Origin of the sequence: Pedobacter sp. GSP4, assembly GCF_051857575.1 — a bacterium.
Lineage (GTDB): Bacteria > Bacteroidota > Bacteroidia > Sphingobacteriales > Sphingobacteriaceae > Pedobacter.
In genome coordinates this window covers 210,972-231,655 of sequence record NZ_JBPZIR010000005.1, presented here as the reverse complement: position 1 = coordinate 231,655, position 20,684 = coordinate 210,972, and the positions used below count along the sequence as shown (strand labels likewise).

Sequence of the window (20,684 nt, the reverse complement as noted above, 5' to 3'; positions counted from 1 at the left end):
AATTATTTGTTAAGTATTAATAAACTTTGTTTATAATTTGTTACTCAAAAAAATAAACTACCAACATTAGGGCCTTGGTATCGCCAATGTTAACAGGGGTATGCGAAAGCCTCCCATCGAACAACATAGAATCGCCTTTTTCGAGTACAATTTTCTTTTTGGAGAACTGATATTCTACCTTGCCTTCTATCATGTATTTAAATTCGAAAGCTTCGGTTTTAACCATGGGCCGGTGTGCATTTACCTCGAGCTCTAGCAGTACAAAATCGGCGGTAGAAAATTTAATGTTTTTGGTGAGGATACGCGAATAATTAAAGCCTACAGCCTGTTCTTTTTCAAATTTCTGGTACTGCTCTTTGCGTTTAACCAACACTGGCGCATCTTTTTTATGGAAGTTGATATCTTTAAAAAAACTGTTCAGATCTATTTCCAGGCTCTTGATAATATCCATGAGCACCATTAAAGAAGGGATGGTACGGCTATTCTCTATCTGCGAAATAAGACCTTTACTTACTTCAGCTTTATCTGCAAGTTCTTGTACGGTAATACCAAGTTCTTTGCGTCTTTCTTTAATTTTAAGGCTGATCTGTAAAAGAATTTCTTCTTGCATATGCTATAATGGGGTTAATGCCACTAATGTATTATTTTATTCCTACAATCTATACCAAAAATCTTAATCGTTACGCAAACGCTTTTTTAACAGGGGTTAAATGATTGAGTTTTGAATGATAGAATGGCTAAATGACTACCTGCACTTATTCAAAAATCAATCATTCAAAATTCAATCCCTCAAAACTCAATCATTCAATCCTTCAAAATTAAATCCTTCCTATCGGTAGTGCCCAGGAATCCAGTGGCGGCCGCCATGGGGCCCGATTACGTAATGACCACGCACCCACTCGGCTTTAGGCGCACGGGCATGCACCACGCAGGCACTAAAATTTACAGCCATAACCAATAAGAGCAACGCATTTACAATCTTTTTCATAACCTAAATTTTAAATAAACAATAAATCAAGCTTTACGCTGTGTGTTTATTTTTGACGGTTGGTTATGTAAAAAGTTTAATTGTTATTAGAAACAATAGCGGGCAATGGAGCTAGCAAACAGTTTTAAGAAAATTATCCCCACCAAACTGCACCTTGAAAAGCGTAATCGTAAAGTTTAAGTTTCATTCATCATTGGAAACTGCTTCTGCCACATTTGGGCATAAGCACCCATTTTATTAAGCAGTTGCTTGTGGCTTCCTTCTTCTATCATTTTACCTTTATTTAAAACAACAATTTTATCAGCACTAACAACAGTACTTAAGCGATGGGCAATAAGGATGATGGTTTTGCCTTGTTCGCGCAGAAACGATATCGTATTGTGGATATACGTTTCGGCAGTAGAGTCCAGCGAAGAGGTGGCTTCATCCAGGATCAGAATTTCCGGATTGCGGTATAAGGCCCTTGCAATAGCAAGCCTTTGTCGTTGCCCTCCCGAAAGGTTAGTAGCATTTTCCCCTAAATAAGTTTCAAATCCCTGTGGAAGCTGTTCGATGAAATCAAGAATATTGAGCTGTCCACAAATTTTAATGATTTTTTTAATATCCGGTTCCATTTCACCAACCGCTATATTATCGATAACATTTCCGGCAAAAAGGTGTACATCCTGTGGCACTACACTCACAAGTTTCCGCAAGCTTTCATTGCTAAGGTAATTGATATCAAATTCGCCAATCATAATCTGTCCAGATTGCAAAGGATAAATATTCTGTAGCAGCGAAAGCAAAGTAGTTTTACCAGAACCACTTTCTCCAACTATAGCGGTTATCTTTCCCTTTGGTACAATTAGGCTAAAATCTTCAAATACCGTTACGCGCGTACCGTAACGAAAATTAACATGCCGGAATACAATATCCCCAATCATATCAGCCGTTAGCTCGGTACGGTTCTCTGTTTTTTCACGTTCCAAATCCATAATCTCAAACAGCCTATCGGCAGCAATCCTTGCATCCTGAAAAACTTTGTTCATACCAATCAAACCGATTACCGGCCCTGTGAAATAACCAATAATGGCATAGAAAGATAATAGTTCGCCTGGGGTAATCAGATTTTGAAGAACAAAGCTCGCCCCTGCCCACAATAATATTACGGCAAAAATGCTCGAAACTAGGCTACTTGCATTTCCAATCAGCAGAGAATTGGTTCCTGAAGTATAAACGGTTTTCAGGAGTTCTATAAAACGGATTTCAGTTTTTAGGTTAGCAAAATTTTCAAGACCAAATCGTTTAATCGTACTTACTGAATTTACTGATTCGACAAGCTGATTTTCAAGGTCCGCACTTTTTTCCATTAGCTTCCGTTGGGTACTACGGTTCAATTTGTTGGAGAAGTAGTAAATTATTGCATATAGCGGAACAACTGTTAACATAATAAGCGCCAGTTTCCAATAGTAGGTAAACATGAGCACAAAAGAAAAGATGAGAATAAAAACGTTTACAGCAAAACCGATCAACACATCATTGATAAAAGCCCTTATTTTGACCGCATCATTCATTCTGGAAATAATTTCGCCTACCCTCATGGTATCGAAAAAACTTTGCGGCAGCCTGAGCAAGTGCTTGTAGTAACCTAAAATTAAACGGGCATCTATTTGCTGACCCGTTTTTATTGTGAGAAGCGTTTTAGCATAATTAATAAAAAGCTGGAGCAGGATAATGATAATCATCACAGTGCCCATCAGATTCAGCAAATTAGTATTGCCCTCTGGTAAAACATTATCCACTATTTTTTGCAGAAAAATGGATGTAGAAAGGCCCAGGATAGTATAGAAAACAGCTCCCACCAACACCTGAAGCAAAACCGACTGATGTGGCATAAGTAGGTAAAGAAATCTTTTTTCCAGTGAAATGCGCTCAGTTCCTGCTGTAAAATCATCTCCAGGCAAAAGCATTACCAATACGCCAGTCCACTTTTGCCTGAATTCCTGATGCGAAAGTTTCTGCATTTCCCCAAAACCTGGATCCATGATTTCTATATAGTCGGAATGGATGCTATAAATCACAACATAGTGCGGCAATTGGTTCTGTAAAACGTGGGCAATAACCGGTAAAGGGATGTTAAATAGGTTATCATAATCGGCCTTAACACCTTTAGCCGAAAAACCAAGCCGGTTTGCAGCTTCAATTAACCCAAGTACATTGGTGCCTTTTTTATCGGTCGAAGCATATTGCCGGATACGGGCTATTGGCATATCAAGACCATAATGAATGGCAATAGAAGCCAAACAGGCTGCACCACAGTCGGTTACATCATGCTGTTTAACAATTGTTCTTTTCTTAGGCTTACTAAAAGCAAATTTTGCCTTGATTCTGTTGAAGAAAGATGCTGATTTCATAGGCGGCTCAAAGTAGTTTCTTTAGCTTGAGGAATTACGTTAGGATTTAGCCAATCATCAGCTTTATCATAAAGCAGCTGGAACAAGGTACGGCGGGTAACAAAAAAACGCGCCTGCAAAGTCATCCCTTTTTTTATCCTGCCGGTATACCCGTTTTTTAGTTTAAGATTATTCTTATCCAGTATGCATCTCACTTTAAAAAAAGGTTGACTGCCATTTTGCATAAAAATATCGCTGGAGATAGAAATGATTTTGCCGCTGGCCATTCCCCATTCATTATAATTGTAGGCATCGATCTGAAACCTGGCCTTCGTACCAATTCGAAGCAAGCCAATATCTTTAGGTTGCACATAAGTTTCTGCTATAAGGCCAGAGTCTGGCGAAATTTCACCAAGGATTTCATTTGCCGAAACAGAACTCCCAGGCTGAATACCTTTCAGTTCCTGCACGGTACCGCTTAGAGGTGCTTTTATGGTATAAAACTCTTTTTCCTCATTGTACTGCCTATCCCTTGCATCGAGCTGCTCATTCTGAATATTGAGCTGGTTAAGTTCGGTTTGCCACTTACTTCCCTGCTCTTCACCAATGAGCGTAAGTTCGTTGAATACATTATCTTTCTTTAACTTAATTTCATCATATTCTGCTGCCGAAACAGCCCGCTTTTTATAGAGGTATGCATAGCGTTCGAAATTTTTCAGCGCAAGCTGGTATCGGGCTTTTGCCTCAGTTACCCGCTGCATAAACAGACTATACTGTTGCCCGTAAATACCAGATTTTAAAGGTATTTTTTTCGACCAGTCGTTGCGGCGGTAAGCATTAATGAGTAGGCTAAGGTCATAAAGCTGATCGGCAACATCAGTTTGTTGAAAAGTGTTCAGCGCATCCTGGCTTTCTATATTTTCCTTACGGATGGTAAACAAAACCTGGCCAGATTTTACATGCATATTTTCTTTAATGAAAAGAGAATCGATCCTGCCGGCAATAAGTGGTTTAATTTCGTTACGTTCGGCGGTAGGCCTAAACAAGCCGTTGCTTTTTACGTTTACATCCACACGGATTAAAAACATACCTATAAAAGCCACAAAAAGGCAAACAAGTAAAACCTGATAAATAATTTTTGTCCTTGAGTTATGCGAATGAAAATGGTATTCTGCCGTATTTTCGATAATCTCCTTCGGAAATATATATTTGTCGCTATCCATATCGTGAAATTATATACGAAAAACAGTCGGTTTGGTTTTATTAAATACAAAATAGTTCCCTATCTAAACCATGCAGGCACTAAAAATTATTTAGCTTTTTTGGTTAAAACCGGCAAACAAAAGATTTAAATTAATATGGTTACCGGCTGAAAATCCAGTTTTTTGATATTTATCACCATCGCTTTGTTCAAAACTAAGCTCCAGTAAACTGGCTGTGGAGCTACTTGCTGAGATTGATATGTTCTGAGTAGTACTATCACCATTAATTGCGGTCATTTCTTTTATGGTTAAATTTTTCATGATTTTATATATTAAGATTGTACCGGTAAATTAAAAAGGTCCTGAGGATATCAGGACCTTTTATTATTGAGGTTTAATTCAAATTAGCTGGTTAAGCTTTTAAATAAGCCTTCTAAGCTCCCACCAATGTTATTACCCAAAGAGAATTCGGTTTTACTCGATTCATCTCCGTCGTGTGTTTCGTTTGAAAATGACAATAAATTACCAATTCCAATTGAGCCTAATAATCCACCTGAATTTGATGAATCATTACCACCTAATAAACCACCACCGTTGATTTCTTTCATTTCGTTTAAATTTAACTCTTGAAGTTTCATAACGTTCTAATTTTAATTTTTGCCTACTCTATTTTAGGTTTTCGGCGAACCCTGAACTACTTGTGTAGTGTTATTATAGAAACGAAGAAAAAGGACATTAGGTTTTGAAGAAAGGCGATTAAGAAACCCCTTGACAGAATACATTAAACATGAGTGTTGTTATTCATTTACAATAAGTTAACGGTATTTCCGTTAAACGCGGGCGTACGCGTTCATTTAAAAAGAATGGATTTGATGGTGGTTATTTTTAAGAATCAAGCTGTTCCAAAACATTGTAAATAGACCTATTTTAAGCCGATAAAACAGGTAATACTAACCTGAAATCGGGTTAGACTTTTCGTCTGTCTGTACACGAAAAAAGCCAACTCGAATTTGGCTTTAGCTCCCTCTGCTGGGCTCCCTTCGCCTGCGCTCAGGATAAACTTCTCGCCCAGCCATAAACGCAAAAAACCCACAACTTTCGTTGCGGGTTTTGGCTCCCTCTGCTGGGCTCGAACCAGCGACCCTCTGATTAACAGTCAGATGCTCTAACCAGCTGAGCTAAGAAGGAGTGCTGGTTGTTTCCTAAAACGTGGTTATTTATGCTTAATTACACATATACCCTTGTTCGTTTTGGGAATGCAATATTAGGGCTTTTAAATTATTTATGCAATATTTGCAGTGAAAAAAATTAGAAAAAAAATTAATACAAAGATATGAGCCTGATAATCATAGGTACTGTGGCTTTTGATGCTATTGAAACGCCTTTCGGAAAAACAGATAAAATTGTAGGTGGGGCAGCAACGTATGCTAGTTTAGCCGCTTCTTACTTTTATAACAAAGCAAAAATTGTTGCAGTAGTAGGTGATGATTTTCACCAATCGGATATCGACACCTTTACTAAACATGGTATCGATACCGAAGGTTTGCAGATTAAAGCAGGCGAAAAATCATTTTTCTGGTCGGGCAAATACCATAACGACATGAACAGCCGCGATACTTTGATTACAGAATTAAACGTATTGGAAAACTTCGATCCTGTTATTCCAGAGAGTTATCAGGATTGCGAATACCTAATGCTGGGTAACTTAACGCCCCAGGTACAGCAAACGGTAATTAAACGCCTTAAAAACCGTCCTAAATTAATTGTAATGGATACCATGAACTTCTGGATGGACATTATGATGGATGATTTGCTTGAAACCATCAAAATGGTTGATGTATTAACGATTAACGACGCGGAAGCACGCCAATTATCGGGCGAATACTCTTTGGTTAAAGCTGCCCAAAAAATCCTGGCCATGGGACCAAAATACCTGATCATTAAAAAAGGTGAGCATGGCGCTTTATTGTTCCACGAAGATCAGATTTTCTCAGCTCCTGCCCTACCTTTGGCCGAAGTATTTGATCCAACTGGAGCAGGCGATACTTTTGCAGGTGGCTTTATCGGTTATTTGGCTAAAGTGGGTACTATTAACTTCAACAACATGAAAAACGCTATTATTTACGGTTCGGCCCTGGCTTCTTTCTGCGTAGAGAAATTCGGTACCGAAAAATTATTAAACTTAACAGAAGAGGAAGTGGCAGCAAGAATTCAGCAATTTGTAAGCTTGAGTGCATTCACCATAGAAGCATAGTTAGTTCTCAGCTGGCAATTTTCAGCTAGCAATTGGCTGCACAATATAACAGACCGCAGGTTTAAAGATGAATTTCTGATCAGCCTGCGGTTTTTTATTCTCCCAAATTCCGTCATTGCGATGAGACTTTTTACGATAGCTTTTTAAAACCCAACAGCTGCTGGCTGCCTATTCTTTAAATTAATTATTGTTCTGCTGATTACAGGCTGTAAAGCGATTAGCAAAATAGTAAGCAGGCAAAGTAGCGCAATCAGCTCGTAATAGCTTACACAAAACTGCAGGAAAGTTTGCTTCTGCAAGGCTTTATTTAATAAACCAACGGCAGCCTTAGCCGCTTCATCACGCGGCATCCCCCTGTTAGCCAGGGCAGATTGATACATTTTTAACCTTTCCGGAACGTTAAAATCCAACAAGCTAAGCTTCGTTCTTAAATCATTGTTATGCAATCCCTTAAAATAAAGCTGATAAAAATTGATAAAGGCCAAGCTCAAACTAAAGGTAGAAAAACGGACAAAAACACCCACCGAAGACGCCGACTGACTCATATAATCGGGAACGGATGACATAATGAACATCACAATGGGCGACATTACCATACCCGCCCCAAGGCCCTGCAAAAATAAGGGCAGGTAAAAATTGTTGGTGCCGGCCTCGCTTGCAAACAAACTGCACATCCATAAAAAGAATACAAAAAGCAGCATGAAACCCGTTATCCACAATATCCTTAAATGCTTTTGGCGGGCCAAATATCGAATGGCAATTACCGACCCCACAATAACACCAGCGATGTTAAAAACCATTACCTCATTGGCGTGCAGCGAATCCATGCCCAAAACATTGATAAAATAAGTAGACGTTAAGCTAAAAGCCCCGCGGATAAGATAAAGAATAACCAGAAAAACAATTCCGATGGCAAAATTCCTCGATTTAAATACGCGCAGATCAACCGCCGGCCGCTTTAAAGTACCTTGCCTGATGATGGAAACCGAAAACAAAAACAAAATGGCTAAAATAGCATATACGATGCTTGCATCTTCTAACCAATCGTATTGTTGTCCGTAAACCAGCACATAAGCTATAAGCACCAGCATGGTAGAGAAGAGCACAAAACTCATCCAATCTATTTTATATAAAGGGGTTTTGCGCAAAATATGTACCCTGTTCATTACGCTGAAAAGCAGCACAGCGCTAGGCAAAAAGCAGAAAATAATGGCTTTGTACACCACATTGTATTCGTAATTTTCGACTATAGGCACTGAAAACAAGGCCGTAATGGGCGATACGCAAAGGATCATTCCATAAAAAATGGTGTAACCGGTTTCTTTTGCATATTCTGATTTTAACCTTCCAAAAAGCAGGTTTAACGAGATGCTGGTTAAGCCACAGTTTACGATGCCCTGCAAAAAGCGCAGCGCAAAAATCAGCCAGATTTCTCTGGTATGGTAACACCAGTAAGCAATCAGTATTTCTAAAATGATACAGATGAGCAGATAATCTTTTGTTACCACCCTCGCAAAAAAACGCCTTTCAACCACAGCAAAACTGGCCACCGCAGCATAAAACATCAACAGCGAAAACTGAACATCAGAAGCATTTGCACCATAATAGCCCGCAGCTGCAGTACCATCAGCTGTTGATAAGGCAAAAAGCAGAACCGATGATAAAAGCACCGCAAAAACACTGAGTATAATCAGCCATTCTGGTACCCTTGCTTTAAAAATAGGTATTTGACTAGTCATTGGGCTGATTCTTTTTCACCATTACGCTGGCGCTCATGCCGGCACTCAACAAATCAATATCTTTATCATTTTTAGCCAAACGGATACGTACAGGGATGCGCTGCGCAATCTTAACAAAATTACCGGTCGAGTTATCGGGAGGCAATAGCGAAAATCTCGATCCTGTTGCTCCTGAAAGTGATTCGATCTCACCAACAAAATATTGTCCGGGGAAGGCATCAACTGCCACATTAACCTTTTCGCCGATGTACATTTTGGCAATCTGTGTTTCCTTAAAATTGGCAACCACCCATTTACCAGCGCTACGGTCTACGATATAGGCAATGGTTTGTCCGCTTTGAACAAGTTGCCCCTGCTGAATGGTCCTTCTGCCCATTTTACCATTGTATGGCGCTACAATTACCGTATAAGAGGTGTTTAGGTTATTCCGCTTAACTACAGCCGCCCTTCTTTCTATTTCTGATGCCAATACCTCGCCCTGCGCTTTAATATCGTTTGTTTTTGACACGGCTGCGGCGTAATCTTCTTTCGCGGCCTGGTATTCGGCCTGTGACACCTGCAATAAACTTTCTATCGTTTCCAGTTGCTGGCGGGTGGCCGATTCGGCATCAAAAAGCTTTTTGTAGCGGTTGTATTCTGTTTGTTGTTTCCAGAGTTTAGCCTTGGCCGCGCCAATTTTGGCCAACATTACCCCGGCACTGCTTTGCGCAGTTTTAATATTGCTCTGCTGCACCGCTACCTGCGCCCTTGCATTTAATAATGAAGCCGAAGCTTCATCCTGCTGAACCGTATAATCATCATCATCTATTAAAACAAGGGTATCACCTTTCTTCACTTCCTGGTTTTCTTCAAACTTTACCGCCTTAATGTAACCGCTAACCCTGGCCGTTACCGGATTAATGTATTCATCTACCTGTGCATCGTTGGTTTCTTCGTACTTTAAGTAACCAAATAGGGTTTTACCACCCCAAACCAACAGCACAACCAGCACAATCAGTGCTATTATTGTGGTAATCCTGCTAATGATTTTATCGGCCCTGTTTTGTTTCTGTGTGTTCATTTTATAAATTCCCTATGGCTTTTTGTAATTGATAGTATTGTAATTTGGCATTTACCCTTGCGGTGGTAAGTTCGAACCGCGATTGCAGCAGCTGCGTTTCGGCATCTAACAGATCAGTTAAAAGCGATAACTGGTTAAAATAAGTATTCTGTACAATGCGGTAACTTTCTGCAGCCTGTTTGATATTTTCTTCGGCCAGGGCAATGCGCTGAACCGACTCTTTATAACGGATGTAATTTTCTTGCACTTCCTGGCGGATATTATCCTTCACAGCCTCATCGCCCACTTCCTGCTCGCGCACTTTTAGCTCGGCCTCCTTTACCTTGTGCTGGTTGGTATACCACGATGAAATCGGGATTTTAAGCTTCAGTCCAACCATACCGGTACTATAAAGCGATAAGGCATATGGGTAGAACTGGATCTGCGGATAGGCAAAAGCATACTCCCCAAAAAAGCCCAAAGAAGGCATCACGTTCGATTTAACCTGCTTCAGTTTCAGTTTGGCTAAAGCCTGCTCCTTTTCAGCAATCTGGATTTTATAAGAAGCGGTTTTGGCATCGTTAAAATATTCATCCAGCTGTTTCAAAGCAATGGCATCAGTTTCATCGGCCAATATTACAGGGTTTAATGGGGCCTGATCTGCTCTTCCGATTAAAATATTCAGTTTTTGTTTGGCTATTATGATACTGTTCTCAATTTCGGTTAACAGCATTCGCTGTTTAGATAGGCGCAATTCAGCGCGCAGTACGTCACTTTTTAATATGGTGCCATTTTTATAGAGCTGATTAATTTCGGCCAGCTGTTTTTCACGGTCCCTGATATCCTGTTCCAACAAAACCCGGTAAGAAGCATTGCGGAAAACATCGTAAAAATAAACCGCAGCAACATAATGGATTTCCTGCTTATTCTGGCCACTCTGTACATGGCTTAACTCACTTTCTACTTTAGCCGCATTAATTTCGGTATTGGTTTTACCTCCATTGTAGATATTAAAATAGGCATCTGCTCCTGCTTTATAGTAAGTGGGTACAACCGGAAATTGAGCTGGGGTATGAAAAAGGCCGTTTTCGTAAATTGGGAGCGGAAAAACATGTGCATAAACACCCTCGGCCGCCACTTCGGGCAAGCGTTCGGCTTTGCTAACTTTTACACGGGCTTCTGCTGCCTCACTGTTTAACTGTTGGGCAATAATCTTTTTATTGTTACTATCTGCCAATGCCCACACTTGCCCAATGGTAAAATTGCTTTGATCGGGAAGTGTTTGTGCATGCGCTAAAATTGATGATAAAAGAATAGGCACACACACCCAAAATCTTCTTTTATTCCTGTTAAAATTCATATCCGTTTATTAATGATGCAAATTTCGATACAGATTTGTTACTTTGTTTTATCTAAACCGACAGATATTTATCCAAACCAGCCAAATGATAAAAGTTAGCAACGAAGACCTTTTATTTGCAATCGACGAAAAACCAGAAACCATGTATGTTTGGCACAGCAGGTTTGAAGACCGATTTCAGGACCATACCCATTTAAAAGGGCAGCTTACCTACGTAGAAGGAGGTGTAATTTTTCTGTACACCAAAGAGAAATCTTACTTTTTGCCTGCACGGCATTATGTTTGGATTCCGGCCGGGGTAGAACACCATTTGCAGCACCGCTACCATGCCGCAATTGTGCGCAACATTTATTTCGATACGGCCACAGATGATGAAAATCCCTTTTACAAACAGATTGGGATCTATCCCGTAAATAACCTTTTGTTAGAAATGTTCCTTTTTTCCGAACGCTGGAATGGCAACATCAGCCCACAAACTAAAGAATATGATTTTTTAAATACCCTAAAAAATATTTTGCCTGCCGTAAGTGAACATCCCTTGCCCATAGCTTTGCCCACTACAGAAAACCTGCGTTTACGGCCCGTATTAAAACACATTGCCGATGGCCTGGCCAACGACGGCATGAGTTTGGAAAGCGTAGGTAAAGCAACCGGATTTAGCGAAAGAACGCTATCCAGATTATTTCAATCGGCACTGAATACCTCTTTTTTTCAATATTTAAAATTGGCCAGAATGATCAAAGCGATGGAGAAATTACTGGAAACAGATTTAACCATTAGCGAAATTGGTTATGCCGTTGGCTACAACAGCATTTCGTCTTTCAGCAATACATTTTATAAAATGGTAGGCAAACGGCCTTCAGAATTTAAAGAGCTAAAACTCGCTACGCTTACTAAAATTAACCTGGTTTAACAAGTACAGCTATCGGGGTAAATTTATCAAAAACCGCTTCAGTATGTGGTGCATCTGGCAGTTCATCGGTTAAATCCTGTCCGGCCCAATGCTCGTAATGTTTACCATTGCGCCATAGCCTGCTGTCGGTCATATCGTAAATAAAACCTTTGTATGCCACCCAAACCTGCGGTTTATCTTCTCCGTTCCGCAAGGCGAGCTGTTGTTTGGTATAAGCTGGTAACTCCATTTAAATTAATTTCGCGATGAAGATAATCAAAAAGGTTTTTAACCATATAACAATATAGTATAAGCTTATTTTCTTAAATGCCTTATATGGTAAATAGCGCAATAAATTTATTTCGAAGCGCAAAACCGTTGCAAAACACTCAATTTCCTCCTGTTTTACGCTTGTACGCTTTGCTGTCTCGTACCTCGTTGCTGCAGGGTACCGCTTCAACCGGGGCTAAATGGCCAGGGCAGTATTTCATTTTGGCGGTTTGCAATTGCACAAGCTTGTGTTATTAAACCCACCCCATAGCTATTGCATGCAATAAACAACACCTGAAGAATGACTAATCCCACATTATCAAAAAAATCAAAACTTATAGTCTCTTCAATGCCTTATATGGTAAATAGCTTCTTTTGTCGTAACTACTAAAACCACTGTTTTTAAACAATGCTTTTAACGCCCTTGCTTTTAAAAACTTCGTACAGATAAATATTCAACAGCAACAGCCCCATTAAATAAAAATGGTCTTCGAAAGGAATGGTACCTACCCTAAAACCCATATTTTGTTTATCGTTGTACATTACCACTGGTATAGCCGTTAAAAAGCCATTTACAATGTAAAACGGAATAAGCGCAACCAAATACGCCCTAAAAAACCTGTACATAAACCTGAATTCGAAATTTACGTACTCAACATAAGCCAGTACCAAAAACAGAAAACCAAAATTGATAAGTGTGTACCACCTATTGTATCCAAAAAACAAAAGGGCCACACAGATGCCCAAAATTAAGTTACTAATAGCCAAACTATATTTTTGCAGGTTATTGTTCGGAAAATACACATTCAAACACTCGTAAATAAAAATACAGGCATACGGAACGGTTAAAAAGAACAACATTTCTTCTAAAGGCAGTCCGAATAAATTAATGCCAATAATATATTTGGGGTTGAACGACCATACATTGAGCTGGGTAAACAGCATATCCCAGATTAAAAACACCGCTCCGGTAATTAATATAGCGGGAAATACAAACTTCCATTTGCTAAAAAAGTGCACCTTTTTATCGAAGGATAAAGCGAGCGGGAATAAAATTACAGAAATATTGATCAGCAGGTAAGTAGATTTCATTTAGAGGTGTTTCTTTAAAATTTTAATTTCAGCCTCGGTACATCTTTTACTGTTAATCATAAACTTGGCCACGTTTCGTACCAGTTCATCATCTGCCAAACCAAAATTTCCATTCTGATAATGTTTAACAATCTCCTTTTTATCTTCAGCCAGATCTTGGCTAAAACCTAAAAACGAAGGCGTATAAAATTCAATTGAAAAACGCATAAACCTGATCTCCATATTTTCTTTATCCATTTCTATCGCTTTTTTCATGGTTTTGAGCGAGCGGCTAACAAATTTGATCTTGTTATAGGGATTCCAGGAGTGCTTGGCTTTTAAAGCTTCTAAAGTACCGGTGTAACCTGTAATCAGCGCCGTTTTATTGGGCAATTTATTTAGGCGCTTAAATAAAGAATCGGTTAGTTTGGCATTTTCTACAGCCTTAACCATATCGTGTTTTAACACCGCAATTTCTTTTGGAGATAGCTGTGCGTAGGAAAAATTGATTGCTGCAAACAGCAGAAAAAATAAAATGCGTAGTTTAACCATGAGCTGGACAAAGGTAAGAAAATCTGCGTATTGTCTGCTTGGCACCACCGGAATCTTAAACACAGTTATCTGCTTTGTTTAAACTGTCATCCTGAGCATAGCAAAGGATTTCTAACCTACAGCACACTGCGCCTACGGCCTAAATTAATGTCATCAAGTCAATAACTGCAATACTAACCACAAACAGATTCTTCGCTGCGCTCAGAATGACAAAAAAATCCCTAAAATTGCTTTTATTTACACCATGGATAAAAAACCGAAGGTAACTGTTATAGGGGCAGGTTTTGCTGGCTTATCTGCAGCTGCGCTTTTGGCCAAAGCAGATTGCGATGTTACCGTGATCGAAAAAAATGAAATGGCAGGCGGAAGGGCCCGAACCTGGGCAAAAGACGGATTTCTTTTCGACATGGGGCCAAGCTGGTACTGGATGCCAGATGTTTTTGAAAATTACTACCAGCTGTTCAATAAAACAACTTCCGATTTTTACCAACTCAAAAGGCTAAGTCCATCTTACCGCATTTATTTTGGCAAAAACGATACCATCGATGTACCGGAAACATTAGCAGATTTATACCTGTTATTTGAACAATTGGAGCCAGGTAGCAGCAATAACCTGAAATCTTTCCTCGCCCAGGCCAAATACAAATACGAGGTTGGGATGAACGAGTACGTTTTTAAACCATCGCACAGCGTAATGGAATATTTCGACCCAAGGCTAGCCATCAGCGGGATAAAGCTCCAGCTTTTGGGCAACATGCGGGAGCACGTGCACCGTCTTTTTAAAAATGAACGTTTAAGGAAACTTTTGGAGTTTCCTGTCCTATTTTTAGGCGCCACACCACAAAACACACCTGCACTGTACAGCCTAATGAATTATGCGGATCTGGTTTTGGGCACTTGGTATCCTATTGGCGGGATGCACAAAATTGTTTCGGCAATGCAGCAAATTGCCGAAGATGCCGGCGTTAAATTTATTTTTAACACGGCAGTAACCAAAATCGAAGTTAAAAACCACCTGGCCGAGCAGGTTATAACCGACAAAGGAAGCTTTGAAAGCGATTTTGTTGTCGGTAATGCCGATTACCACCATATTGAGCAGCAGCTGTTGGCTAAAACCGAACGCAGGTACAGTGAAAAATATTGGGATAACAGAACCATGGCTCCATCATGCCTTTTGTTTTATATAGGTCTGAATAAAAAATTAAGCAATATCCTCCACCATAACTTATTTTTCGACGAAAATTTTGACCAGCATGCGGAAGAAATCTATACCGATCCGAAATGGCCAACAAAACCTTTGTTTTATGCCTGCTGCCCTTCTATTACCGATCCAAGTGTAGCACCGGCAGGCTGTGAAAATCTTTTCTTTTTGATTCCGGTTGCGCCAGATCTAATAGATAGCGAAAGCAAAAGGGAAGAATACTTTAATATTTTGGTTAACCGCTTTAAAGATTTAACCGGAAACGACATTAGCGACAGTATTTTGTTTAAACGCAGTTATGCCATGGATAATTTTGTTGCCGATTACAATGCCTTCAAAGGAAATGCGTATGGATTAGCAAACACTTTGAAACAGACAGCCTTCTTAAAACCAAAAATGAAAAGTAAGGTAACAAATTTTTTATATACCGGACAATTAACCGTTCCAGGCCCCGGGGTGCCACCTGCCATCATCTCAGGACAAGTGGTAGCAAAAGAAATAATAAAAAAGTTAAAAAAAGCTTGACAAATTTAAAATTTCCCTTATCTTTATAACCACAAAACAAAAACACTGCAAAAAACCTTTAAAACGCATTATTGTTCGAGGTTTGCATTTGTTTCGAAATTAGAGAGAAGGCGAATTGTTGAAAGAAAAAATAAGAATCAACTAACCAAATATATGATAAGCAAAAAGGCCTGGAATTTCCGGGCCTTTTGCTTTTACGGTATTTTAGAAATAACCTTCCTCTGGGCCATTTCAAAATCGGGCGTCATTCCCGCGCATGTGGGAATCTTAATGCAGATACAATCCTTGATAAAGCATTACGATTCTCAATTGAATCAATAGCTATCCGGCTTGGAATAACGATACGTGGTACCTTGTTCCCACAATGCTTTTTGCATCCAAAAAACAAAAAAGGGCCCAGATAAATCTGAGCCCCTAGTTTTTCGATTGATGTATCTTAAGCCATTTCACTCGTGGCAATTTCTTTTGAGTAAGTTTTAAGGTATTTTTTAAGGATACCTCTAGCTACGTGGATACGCGTTTTTACGGTACCAATCGGAATCTCCAACATATCGGCAATTTCGTGGTATTTAAAACCTTCGAAATAACGGATAAAAGGTACATAATACTCTTCTGGCAATTGGGCAAGTGCTTTATCAATATCGCCAAGTACAAATTTACTTTCTGCCTGGTTTTTTGTTGCACTATATGAAAGGTTAGCCGAAGAAATATCTTCGCTCTGCGTAATTAAAGTATTGGTTTTTACTAGGCGGCGATAATTGTTGATGAAAGTATTTTTCATGATGGTAAATAACCAACCCTTAAGGTTCGTACCTTCTTTAAACTTATTGTAATAAGTGATCGCTTTCAGCATGGTATCTTGAACCAGATCATTTGCGTCTTCTGCGTCCTTTGTAAAATTTAAAGCGTAAGATCTAAGCGATACGGAGTGATGATTAACCAGGTGATTGAATTCAAATTTTGTCATGATGTTTAGCTTTAGGAAGATTAAAAAACAAATGAATTATTGCCTATTCGCTATAACCTAAACAAACTTAGTACCAAAAATTTCTGGCACAGTGCCAAAAGCGCAGGAGTACGCCGAGGCGGGCATTCGTCACAGAATATTTACTTCACGCTCTAAAGTGACTCCAAAAGTAGACTTTACACTGTCTATAATCTGTTCAGAAAAATTGTACACTTCTGTGCCAGTGGCATTGCCATGGTTAACCAGTACCAGCGCCTGGTTTTTCCAGGTTCCTGTTTGCCCAACTACTTTACCCTTCCAACCACACTGTTCTATTAGCCAGCCAGCGGCCAATTTAATTTTATCGTCGGATGTAGCATAATGCACCACATCGGGGTGTTTTGCTACAACATCGGCAAATTCGTGTTTCTCTATTACCGGGTTTTTAAAAAAGCTCCCCGCATTACCAATGGTTGATGGATCGGGCAGTTTACTTACACGGATGTGCGCCACCGCCGCAGAAACATCGGCAATACCCGGGTTTTCTATTCCACGCTGATGAAGTTCAGTTTCAATAGCCCCATAAGAGGTATTGATTTTGGCTTCTGAAGATAAACTGAAAGTAACCGAGGTTATAATATACTGACCTTTTAATTCGCCTTTAAAAATGCTTTCGCGATAACCAAAGTGACAATCGGCATAACTAAAGGTTTTAATTTTGCCTGTTTTAATCTCGAATGCGGTACAGCTTTCAAAAACATCTTTAAGCTCGACACCGTAAGCACCTATATTCTGTATGGGCGATGCCCCTACTGTACCCGGAATAAGGCTAAGGTTTTCTACTCCGGCAAATCCGTGTTCTACACAATAGTTTACAAAATCATTCCAAACTTCGCCTGCACCTGCAGTTACCAGCACCTGCTCACCTTTGGTTTCAGACTGTATGCCTTTAATACTGATCTTCACCACGAGGCCTTCATAATTTTTGGTGAAGAGCACATTGCTGCCGCCACCGATGATAAAAAGCTGTTGAGTCTTTACCAGCTCATTTTTAAAAAGGGCAGATAAATCACTTTCTGAAAATATTTCGGCAAAAAAACTGGCCTTAACATCTATACCAAATGAATTGTATGGTTTTAACGAAATATTTTCCTGGATTTGAAGCATGGTGATTTGTATTTGCTGCAAAAGTAAAATAAAAAATAGTTAAGGAACGATTTTGGTAATCTCCTTATCAAAATTAAAGCTCAACACCTCAGGCTTTGGGCCCTTTGCTTTAACTCCCGATAATTTCCACCCCATAAATTGAGGCTTGGTTTTAGCCAGATCCAACAAACGGTATCTTTCTTTGGTTAGTTTCGCACTGATTAACCCAACACTGTCCGATTCTGCCTGACTGAAATGCTCGATCTCACTTTCCAGCACGGCCAGGGTAGAATCTAATTCATTCCCTTTTTTGATGCTATCGGCATAGGCCTGCGGCGAAATGTTATACAGGCTATCCAAAACAGCACCATCAAATTCCAGTTTTTGATCGCTATCCTTATATTTAGATTCAACCAATGCAACGGCGCGGTCTTTATCGCTTTGCTTACCACAACTGTAAAACGTTAAGGTAATCAAACCAAAAAAGATAAACGGGTAATAATTTTTCATAAGGATGCAGTTTAACTTTTTAATACCTTTTTGCTTACAAATAACAATCCAAAAGCCCTACCATTTTCTTTTCCTTGGTTTTTATGGTGAATTTTATGTGCTTTGCGTACCGTTTGCAAATAGGCATTATCACTTTTAAAGGTTTTAAAGCGCCTGTGCACAAACCAATCGTGTACCACAAAATAAATTAAACCATATAAAGTAATACCGGCACCAATAAAAAACCTGTAGCCTAAGTTATGCCGGTCGATATACATCAGGTACAAAGACAGTGCGGCGAACAAAACAGCGAAGAGATCGTTCCATTCGAAAAATGTTTTTGTCTTTTGGTGATGGCTTTTATGCAAAAACCACAGTGGGCCGTGAAATAAATACTTGTGTATAAACCACGACATACACTCCATGCCAATGATGGTAAACAGGACGGTTACGATATGAATAAATAATTGCAAAGTTTCTAAATGATTGGTTTGTAAAGATATATAAACTACTGGAGAAGCAAAATTGTGTCATAAAATTGTAAGCTTACAGCCCAAGTGCTTAAACATTTCATGACAAATCATTTTTTAGCACTATTTTTGACTAAAATATTAAAAAAGTCAGAAAGTAGAAAAGTAAAATGATTGTAGCCGATAAAAAGAGAGAACAAATTATTGATGGTGCTATAAAACGCTTTATCCATTTTGGTATTGGAAAAACCACCATGAACGATATTGCTGAAGACCTTTCAGTATCAAAACCATCTCTTTATTATTATTTCCCAGACAAAAAACACCTTATTATCGGGGTGATAGAGCGCGTATTCAACGATTTTTTCGAGCTGATCAAAAAGAAGTACAATCCTGATCTGCCCATTGAGGAAATCCTATTTAACACGATAGATGTAAGGAACACTTTCTTTCAGAAATATTATATGCTCAGGATAACCGAAGGTATTCCAGATTTATTGAACGATGAGGTAATAAAAGGAAAATTACAGGTACTAAAACAATCGGAGAAAGATTTTTTCGCAGAAATTTTTAGCCAGGCAAAAGGAAAAGGAGAAATAGCCCACGATGATACTGCCCATGTGGCCGAACTTTATTTAGAAAGTTTGATGGGACTCTCTACCATGTGCATTATGGAAACCGGCAAAGATCTTTTCCCTGATAAAAAAGCACTAAATAAAATGACAATGAAGCAAAAAAACCTGACCACCATATTTGTGAAAGGTTTGAGTTGCTAAACAGAAGCTTAAACAGATAAAAAATCCCAAAAACAAAAAACAATACATTATGCTTAGAGTAAAAATGGTAAAATTAATGCTCATATTAATTACCGGCCTGGGTTTACCACAGCTGGTAATTGCACAGCAGCAGCTTACCTTAAAAGATGCGCTAACCTTTGCGCTCCAAAACAACACAAAAATCCGGAAGGCGAAATTGGATATTGAAGGCGGAAGGTATAAGGTAGAAGAAGTAAGGGCACAGGCTTTACCTCAACTTACAGGTACTGCGGGCTTAACTTACAACCCGATTATCGGCCAACAGGTAGTAGATTTCGGCGGGCAGTTGCAAACCTTAAAGTTTGGCCAGAAATGGAATTCGAACGCAGGTGTTCAGCTTTCGCAGCAGATATTTAACCAACAGGTTTTTACCGGCCTACAGGCGGCAAGATCGAGCGAAGAGTATTACAACCTTACTTCTCAGTTTACAGAAGAGCAGATTATAGAGCTTGTGGCCAATAACTACTACCAGGTTTTGGTAAACAGGCAACAGCTAAACGTAATTGATACCAATATTAAAAATGTTAGGGTGGTAGAAAAAATTGTATCTAACCAGTTTAAAAATGGTTTGGCCAGAAAAATCGATGTAGACCGTATTAACGTTAACATCACCAATTTGACTACGCAGCGCGAACAGGTAATCAACGCTATAACACAATTGGAAAATCAGTTAAAATTTTCGATGGGTATGCCGGTTTCAAATCCGATTAACCTACCCGCTACCGAATTAACAGAGGTTACCAAATTACCTTTGTTTACCGATTCTGTTGATCTGGCAAACAGGACAGAGATTAAGTTACTTGATAACCAGGATAAGCTTTTATCGTTACAACGTAAAGCTTATGTGGCAGAATACTACCCAACACTTTCTTTATCAGGAAACTACACCTACTCTAGTCAGAGCAATGGTTTCGATTTTTTAAGTTCTAATGCTACAGCCATTGGTTTTGGTTCATCGGCAGTTGGTTTAACTTTAAAGGTGCCCATCTTTAACGGATTTTTAACACGTTCTAAAATCCGCCAGGCAGATGTAAACATCAAAAAGGCGCAGGAAGACAGAAAAGAATCTACAAACTCTTTAAACCTGGCTTACGAAAATGCAAAACTCCAGTTGCGCAACAACTTGAACACCATTAATTCGCAGCGTAAAAACGCTGAGCTGGCTCAGGAAATTTACAAAAGCACACAAAACAATTACAACAACGGACTGGCTTCTTTAACCGATTTACTGGATACAGAAAACTCGTTAACGCAGGCACAGAACAGTTATACACAGGCTTTATTGAATTATAAAATAGCCGAAATACAGTTAATAAAATCAAACGGAAATATTAAATCGCTAGTTAAATAGAA

20 protein-coding genes and 1 tRNA gene are annotated in these 20,684 nt (G+C 39.2%); 5 read left to right on the top strand and 16 right to left on the bottom strand.

Annotation, left to right across the window (positions count from 1 at the left end; genetic code table 11):
- Positions 1 to 40: 40 nt before the first annotated feature.
- The 6 genes from ACS5PU_RS15140 to ACS5PU_RS15115 all read right to left on the bottom strand — a co-directional run bounded on the left by ACS5PU_RS15140 (position 41) and on the right by ACS5PU_RS15115 (position 5,750).
- Positions 41 to 610, bottom strand: coding sequence for a helix-turn-helix domain-containing protein (locus ACS5PU_RS15140; RefSeq protein ID WP_439459996.1), 570 nt, complete (start codon positions 608 to 610; stop codon positions 41 to 43).
- A gap of 554 nt (positions 611 to 1,164) precedes the next feature.
- A complete protein-coding gene (locus ACS5PU_RS15135) occupies positions 1,165 to 3,381 on the bottom strand; it encodes a peptidase domain-containing ABC transporter (RefSeq protein ID WP_439459995.1) in 2,217 nt (738 codons plus the stop codon).
- Entirely contained in the window at positions 3,378 to 4,583 is a 1,206-nt protein-coding gene (locus ACS5PU_RS15130) for an HlyD family secretion protein (protein ID WP_439459994.1), read from the bottom strand. Before ACS5PU_RS15130 ends, ACS5PU_RS15135 begins: the two co-directional genes overlap by 4 nt.
- Before the next feature lie 90 nt (positions 4,584 to 4,673).
- On the bottom strand, positions 4,674 to 4,883 hold the full coding sequence (locus ACS5PU_RS15125) for a hypothetical protein (protein WP_439459993.1): 210 nt from the start codon (positions 4,881 to 4,883) through the stop codon (positions 4,674 to 4,676).
- Between the two features lie 83 nt (positions 4,884 to 4,966).
- Complete coding sequence (locus tag ACS5PU_RS15120) at positions 4,967 to 5,200, bottom strand: hypothetical protein (protein WP_439459992.1); 234 nt, start codon at positions 5,198 to 5,200, stop codon at positions 4,967 to 4,969.
- Positions 5,201 to 5,673: 473 nt separating this feature from the next.
- Positions 5,674 to 5,750 (bottom strand) — tRNA-Asn (locus ACS5PU_RS15115).
- Between the two features lie 145 nt (positions 5,751 to 5,895).
- On the opposite strand from ACS5PU_RS15115, the gene ACS5PU_RS15110 reads away from it, so the two are divergent.
- Positions 5,896 to 6,816 carry a PfkB family carbohydrate kinase gene (locus ACS5PU_RS15110; protein ID WP_439459991.1) on the top strand — a complete coding sequence of 307 codons (921 nt, stop codon included), beginning with the start codon at positions 5,896 to 5,898 and terminating at the stop codon, positions 6,814 to 6,816.
- A 143-nt stretch (positions 6,817 to 6,959) separates the two neighbouring features.
- On the opposite strand, the gene ACS5PU_RS15105 is transcribed toward ACS5PU_RS15110, so the two are convergent.
- Genes ACS5PU_RS15105 through ACS5PU_RS15095 form a run of 3 tightly spaced genes read right to left on the bottom strand, consistent with a single transcriptional unit; the run spans position 6,960 to position 10,954 of the window.
- Positions 6,960 to 8,555 carry an MFS transporter gene (locus ACS5PU_RS15105; protein WP_439459990.1) on the bottom strand — a complete coding sequence of 532 codons (1,596 nt, stop codon included), beginning with the start codon at positions 8,553 to 8,555 and terminating at the stop codon, positions 6,960 to 6,962.
- Positions 8,548 to 9,615, bottom strand: coding sequence for an HlyD family secretion protein (locus ACS5PU_RS15100; RefSeq protein WP_439459989.1), 1,068 nt, complete (start codon positions 9,613 to 9,615; stop codon positions 8,548 to 8,550). The genes ACS5PU_RS15105 and ACS5PU_RS15100 overlap by 8 nt, the downstream gene beginning before the upstream one ends.
- Position 9,616: 1 nt before the next feature.
- Positions 9,617 to 10,954 (bottom strand): TolC family protein, encoded by a 1,338-nt coding sequence (locus tag ACS5PU_RS15095; protein ID WP_439459988.1) that lies wholly within the window; start codon positions 10,952 to 10,954, stop codon positions 9,617 to 9,619.
- Between the two features lie 85 nt (positions 10,955 to 11,039).
- On the opposite strand from ACS5PU_RS15095, the gene ACS5PU_RS15090 reads away from it, so the two are divergent.
- Positions 11,040 to 11,867, top strand: coding sequence for a helix-turn-helix domain-containing protein (locus ACS5PU_RS15090; RefSeq protein ID WP_439459987.1), 828 nt, complete (start codon positions 11,040 to 11,042; stop codon positions 11,865 to 11,867).
- Here ACS5PU_RS15090 and ACS5PU_RS15085 read toward each other — a convergent pair.
- From ACS5PU_RS15085 to ACS5PU_RS15075, 3 genes are all read right to left on the bottom strand, one after another.
- The gene (locus tag ACS5PU_RS15085) at positions 11,854 to 12,096 is read right to left on the bottom strand and encodes a cytochrome b5 domain-containing protein (protein ID WP_439459986.1); all 243 of its coding nucleotides are present in this window, start codon (positions 12,094 to 12,096) and stop codon (positions 11,854 to 11,856) included. The genes ACS5PU_RS15090 and ACS5PU_RS15085 overlap by 14 nt on opposite strands.
- A 422-nt stretch (positions 12,097 to 12,518) precedes the next feature.
- The gene (locus ACS5PU_RS15080; RefSeq protein WP_439459985.1) at positions 12,519 to 13,208 is read right to left on the bottom strand and encodes a lycopene cyclase domain-containing protein; all 690 of its coding nucleotides are present in this window, start codon (positions 13,206 to 13,208) and stop codon (positions 12,519 to 12,521) included.
- Positions 13,209 to 13,739: a hypothetical protein gene (locus ACS5PU_RS15075; protein WP_439459984.1), complete on the bottom strand. Its 531-nt coding sequence runs from the start codon at positions 13,737 to 13,739 to the stop codon at positions 13,209 to 13,211.
- Between the two features lie 244 nt (positions 13,740 to 13,983).
- Here ACS5PU_RS15075 and ACS5PU_RS15070 point away from each other — a divergent pair, with 244 nt between their 5' ends.
- Positions 13,984 to 15,465: a phytoene desaturase family protein gene (locus tag ACS5PU_RS15070; protein ID WP_439459983.1), complete on the top strand. Its 1,482-nt coding sequence runs from the start codon at positions 13,984 to 13,986 to the stop codon at positions 15,463 to 15,465.
- Between the two features lie 436 nt (positions 15,466 to 15,901).
- On the opposite strand, the gene ACS5PU_RS15065 is transcribed toward ACS5PU_RS15070, so the two are convergent.
- The 4 genes from ACS5PU_RS15065 to ACS5PU_RS15050 all read right to left on the bottom strand — a co-directional run bounded on the left by ACS5PU_RS15065 (position 15,902) and on the right by ACS5PU_RS15050 (position 18,519).
- Positions 15,902 to 16,432: an RNA polymerase sigma factor gene (locus ACS5PU_RS15065; RefSeq protein WP_439459982.1), complete on the bottom strand. Its 531-nt coding sequence runs from the start codon at positions 16,430 to 16,432 to the stop codon at positions 15,902 to 15,904.
- 129 nt (positions 16,433 to 16,561) lie between these two features.
- Positions 16,562 to 17,578 carry a UDP-N-acetylmuramate dehydrogenase gene (gene murB / locus ACS5PU_RS15060; protein ID WP_439459981.1) on the bottom strand — a complete coding sequence of 339 codons (1,017 nt, stop codon included), beginning with the start codon at positions 17,576 to 17,578 and terminating at the stop codon, positions 16,562 to 16,564.
- Positions 17,579 to 17,617: 39 nt separating this feature from the next.
- The gene (locus tag ACS5PU_RS15055; RefSeq protein WP_439459980.1) at positions 17,618 to 18,067 is read right to left on the bottom strand and encodes a hypothetical protein; all 450 of its coding nucleotides are present in this window, start codon (positions 18,065 to 18,067) and stop codon (positions 17,618 to 17,620) included.
- Positions 18,068 to 18,078: 11 nt separating this feature from the next.
- On the bottom strand, positions 18,079 to 18,519 hold the full coding sequence (locus ACS5PU_RS15050; protein ID WP_439459979.1) for a sterol desaturase family protein: 441 nt from the start codon (positions 18,517 to 18,519) through the stop codon (positions 18,079 to 18,081).
- A gap of 167 nt (positions 18,520 to 18,686) precedes the next feature.
- Here ACS5PU_RS15050 and ACS5PU_RS15045 point away from each other — a divergent pair, with 167 nt between their 5' ends.
- Both ACS5PU_RS15045 and ACS5PU_RS15040 read left to right on the top strand, forming a co-directional pair.
- The gene (locus tag ACS5PU_RS15045) at positions 18,687 to 19,292 is read left to right on the top strand and encodes a TetR/AcrR family transcriptional regulator (protein WP_439459978.1); all 606 of its coding nucleotides are present in this window, start codon (positions 18,687 to 18,689) and stop codon (positions 19,290 to 19,292) included.
- A gap of 49 nt (positions 19,293 to 19,341) precedes the next feature.
- Positions 19,342 to 20,682 (top strand): TolC family protein, encoded by a 1,341-nt coding sequence (locus ACS5PU_RS15040; RefSeq protein ID WP_439459977.1) that lies wholly within the window; start codon positions 19,342 to 19,344, stop codon positions 20,680 to 20,682.
- Positions 20,683 to 20,684: the final 2 nt, after the last annotated feature.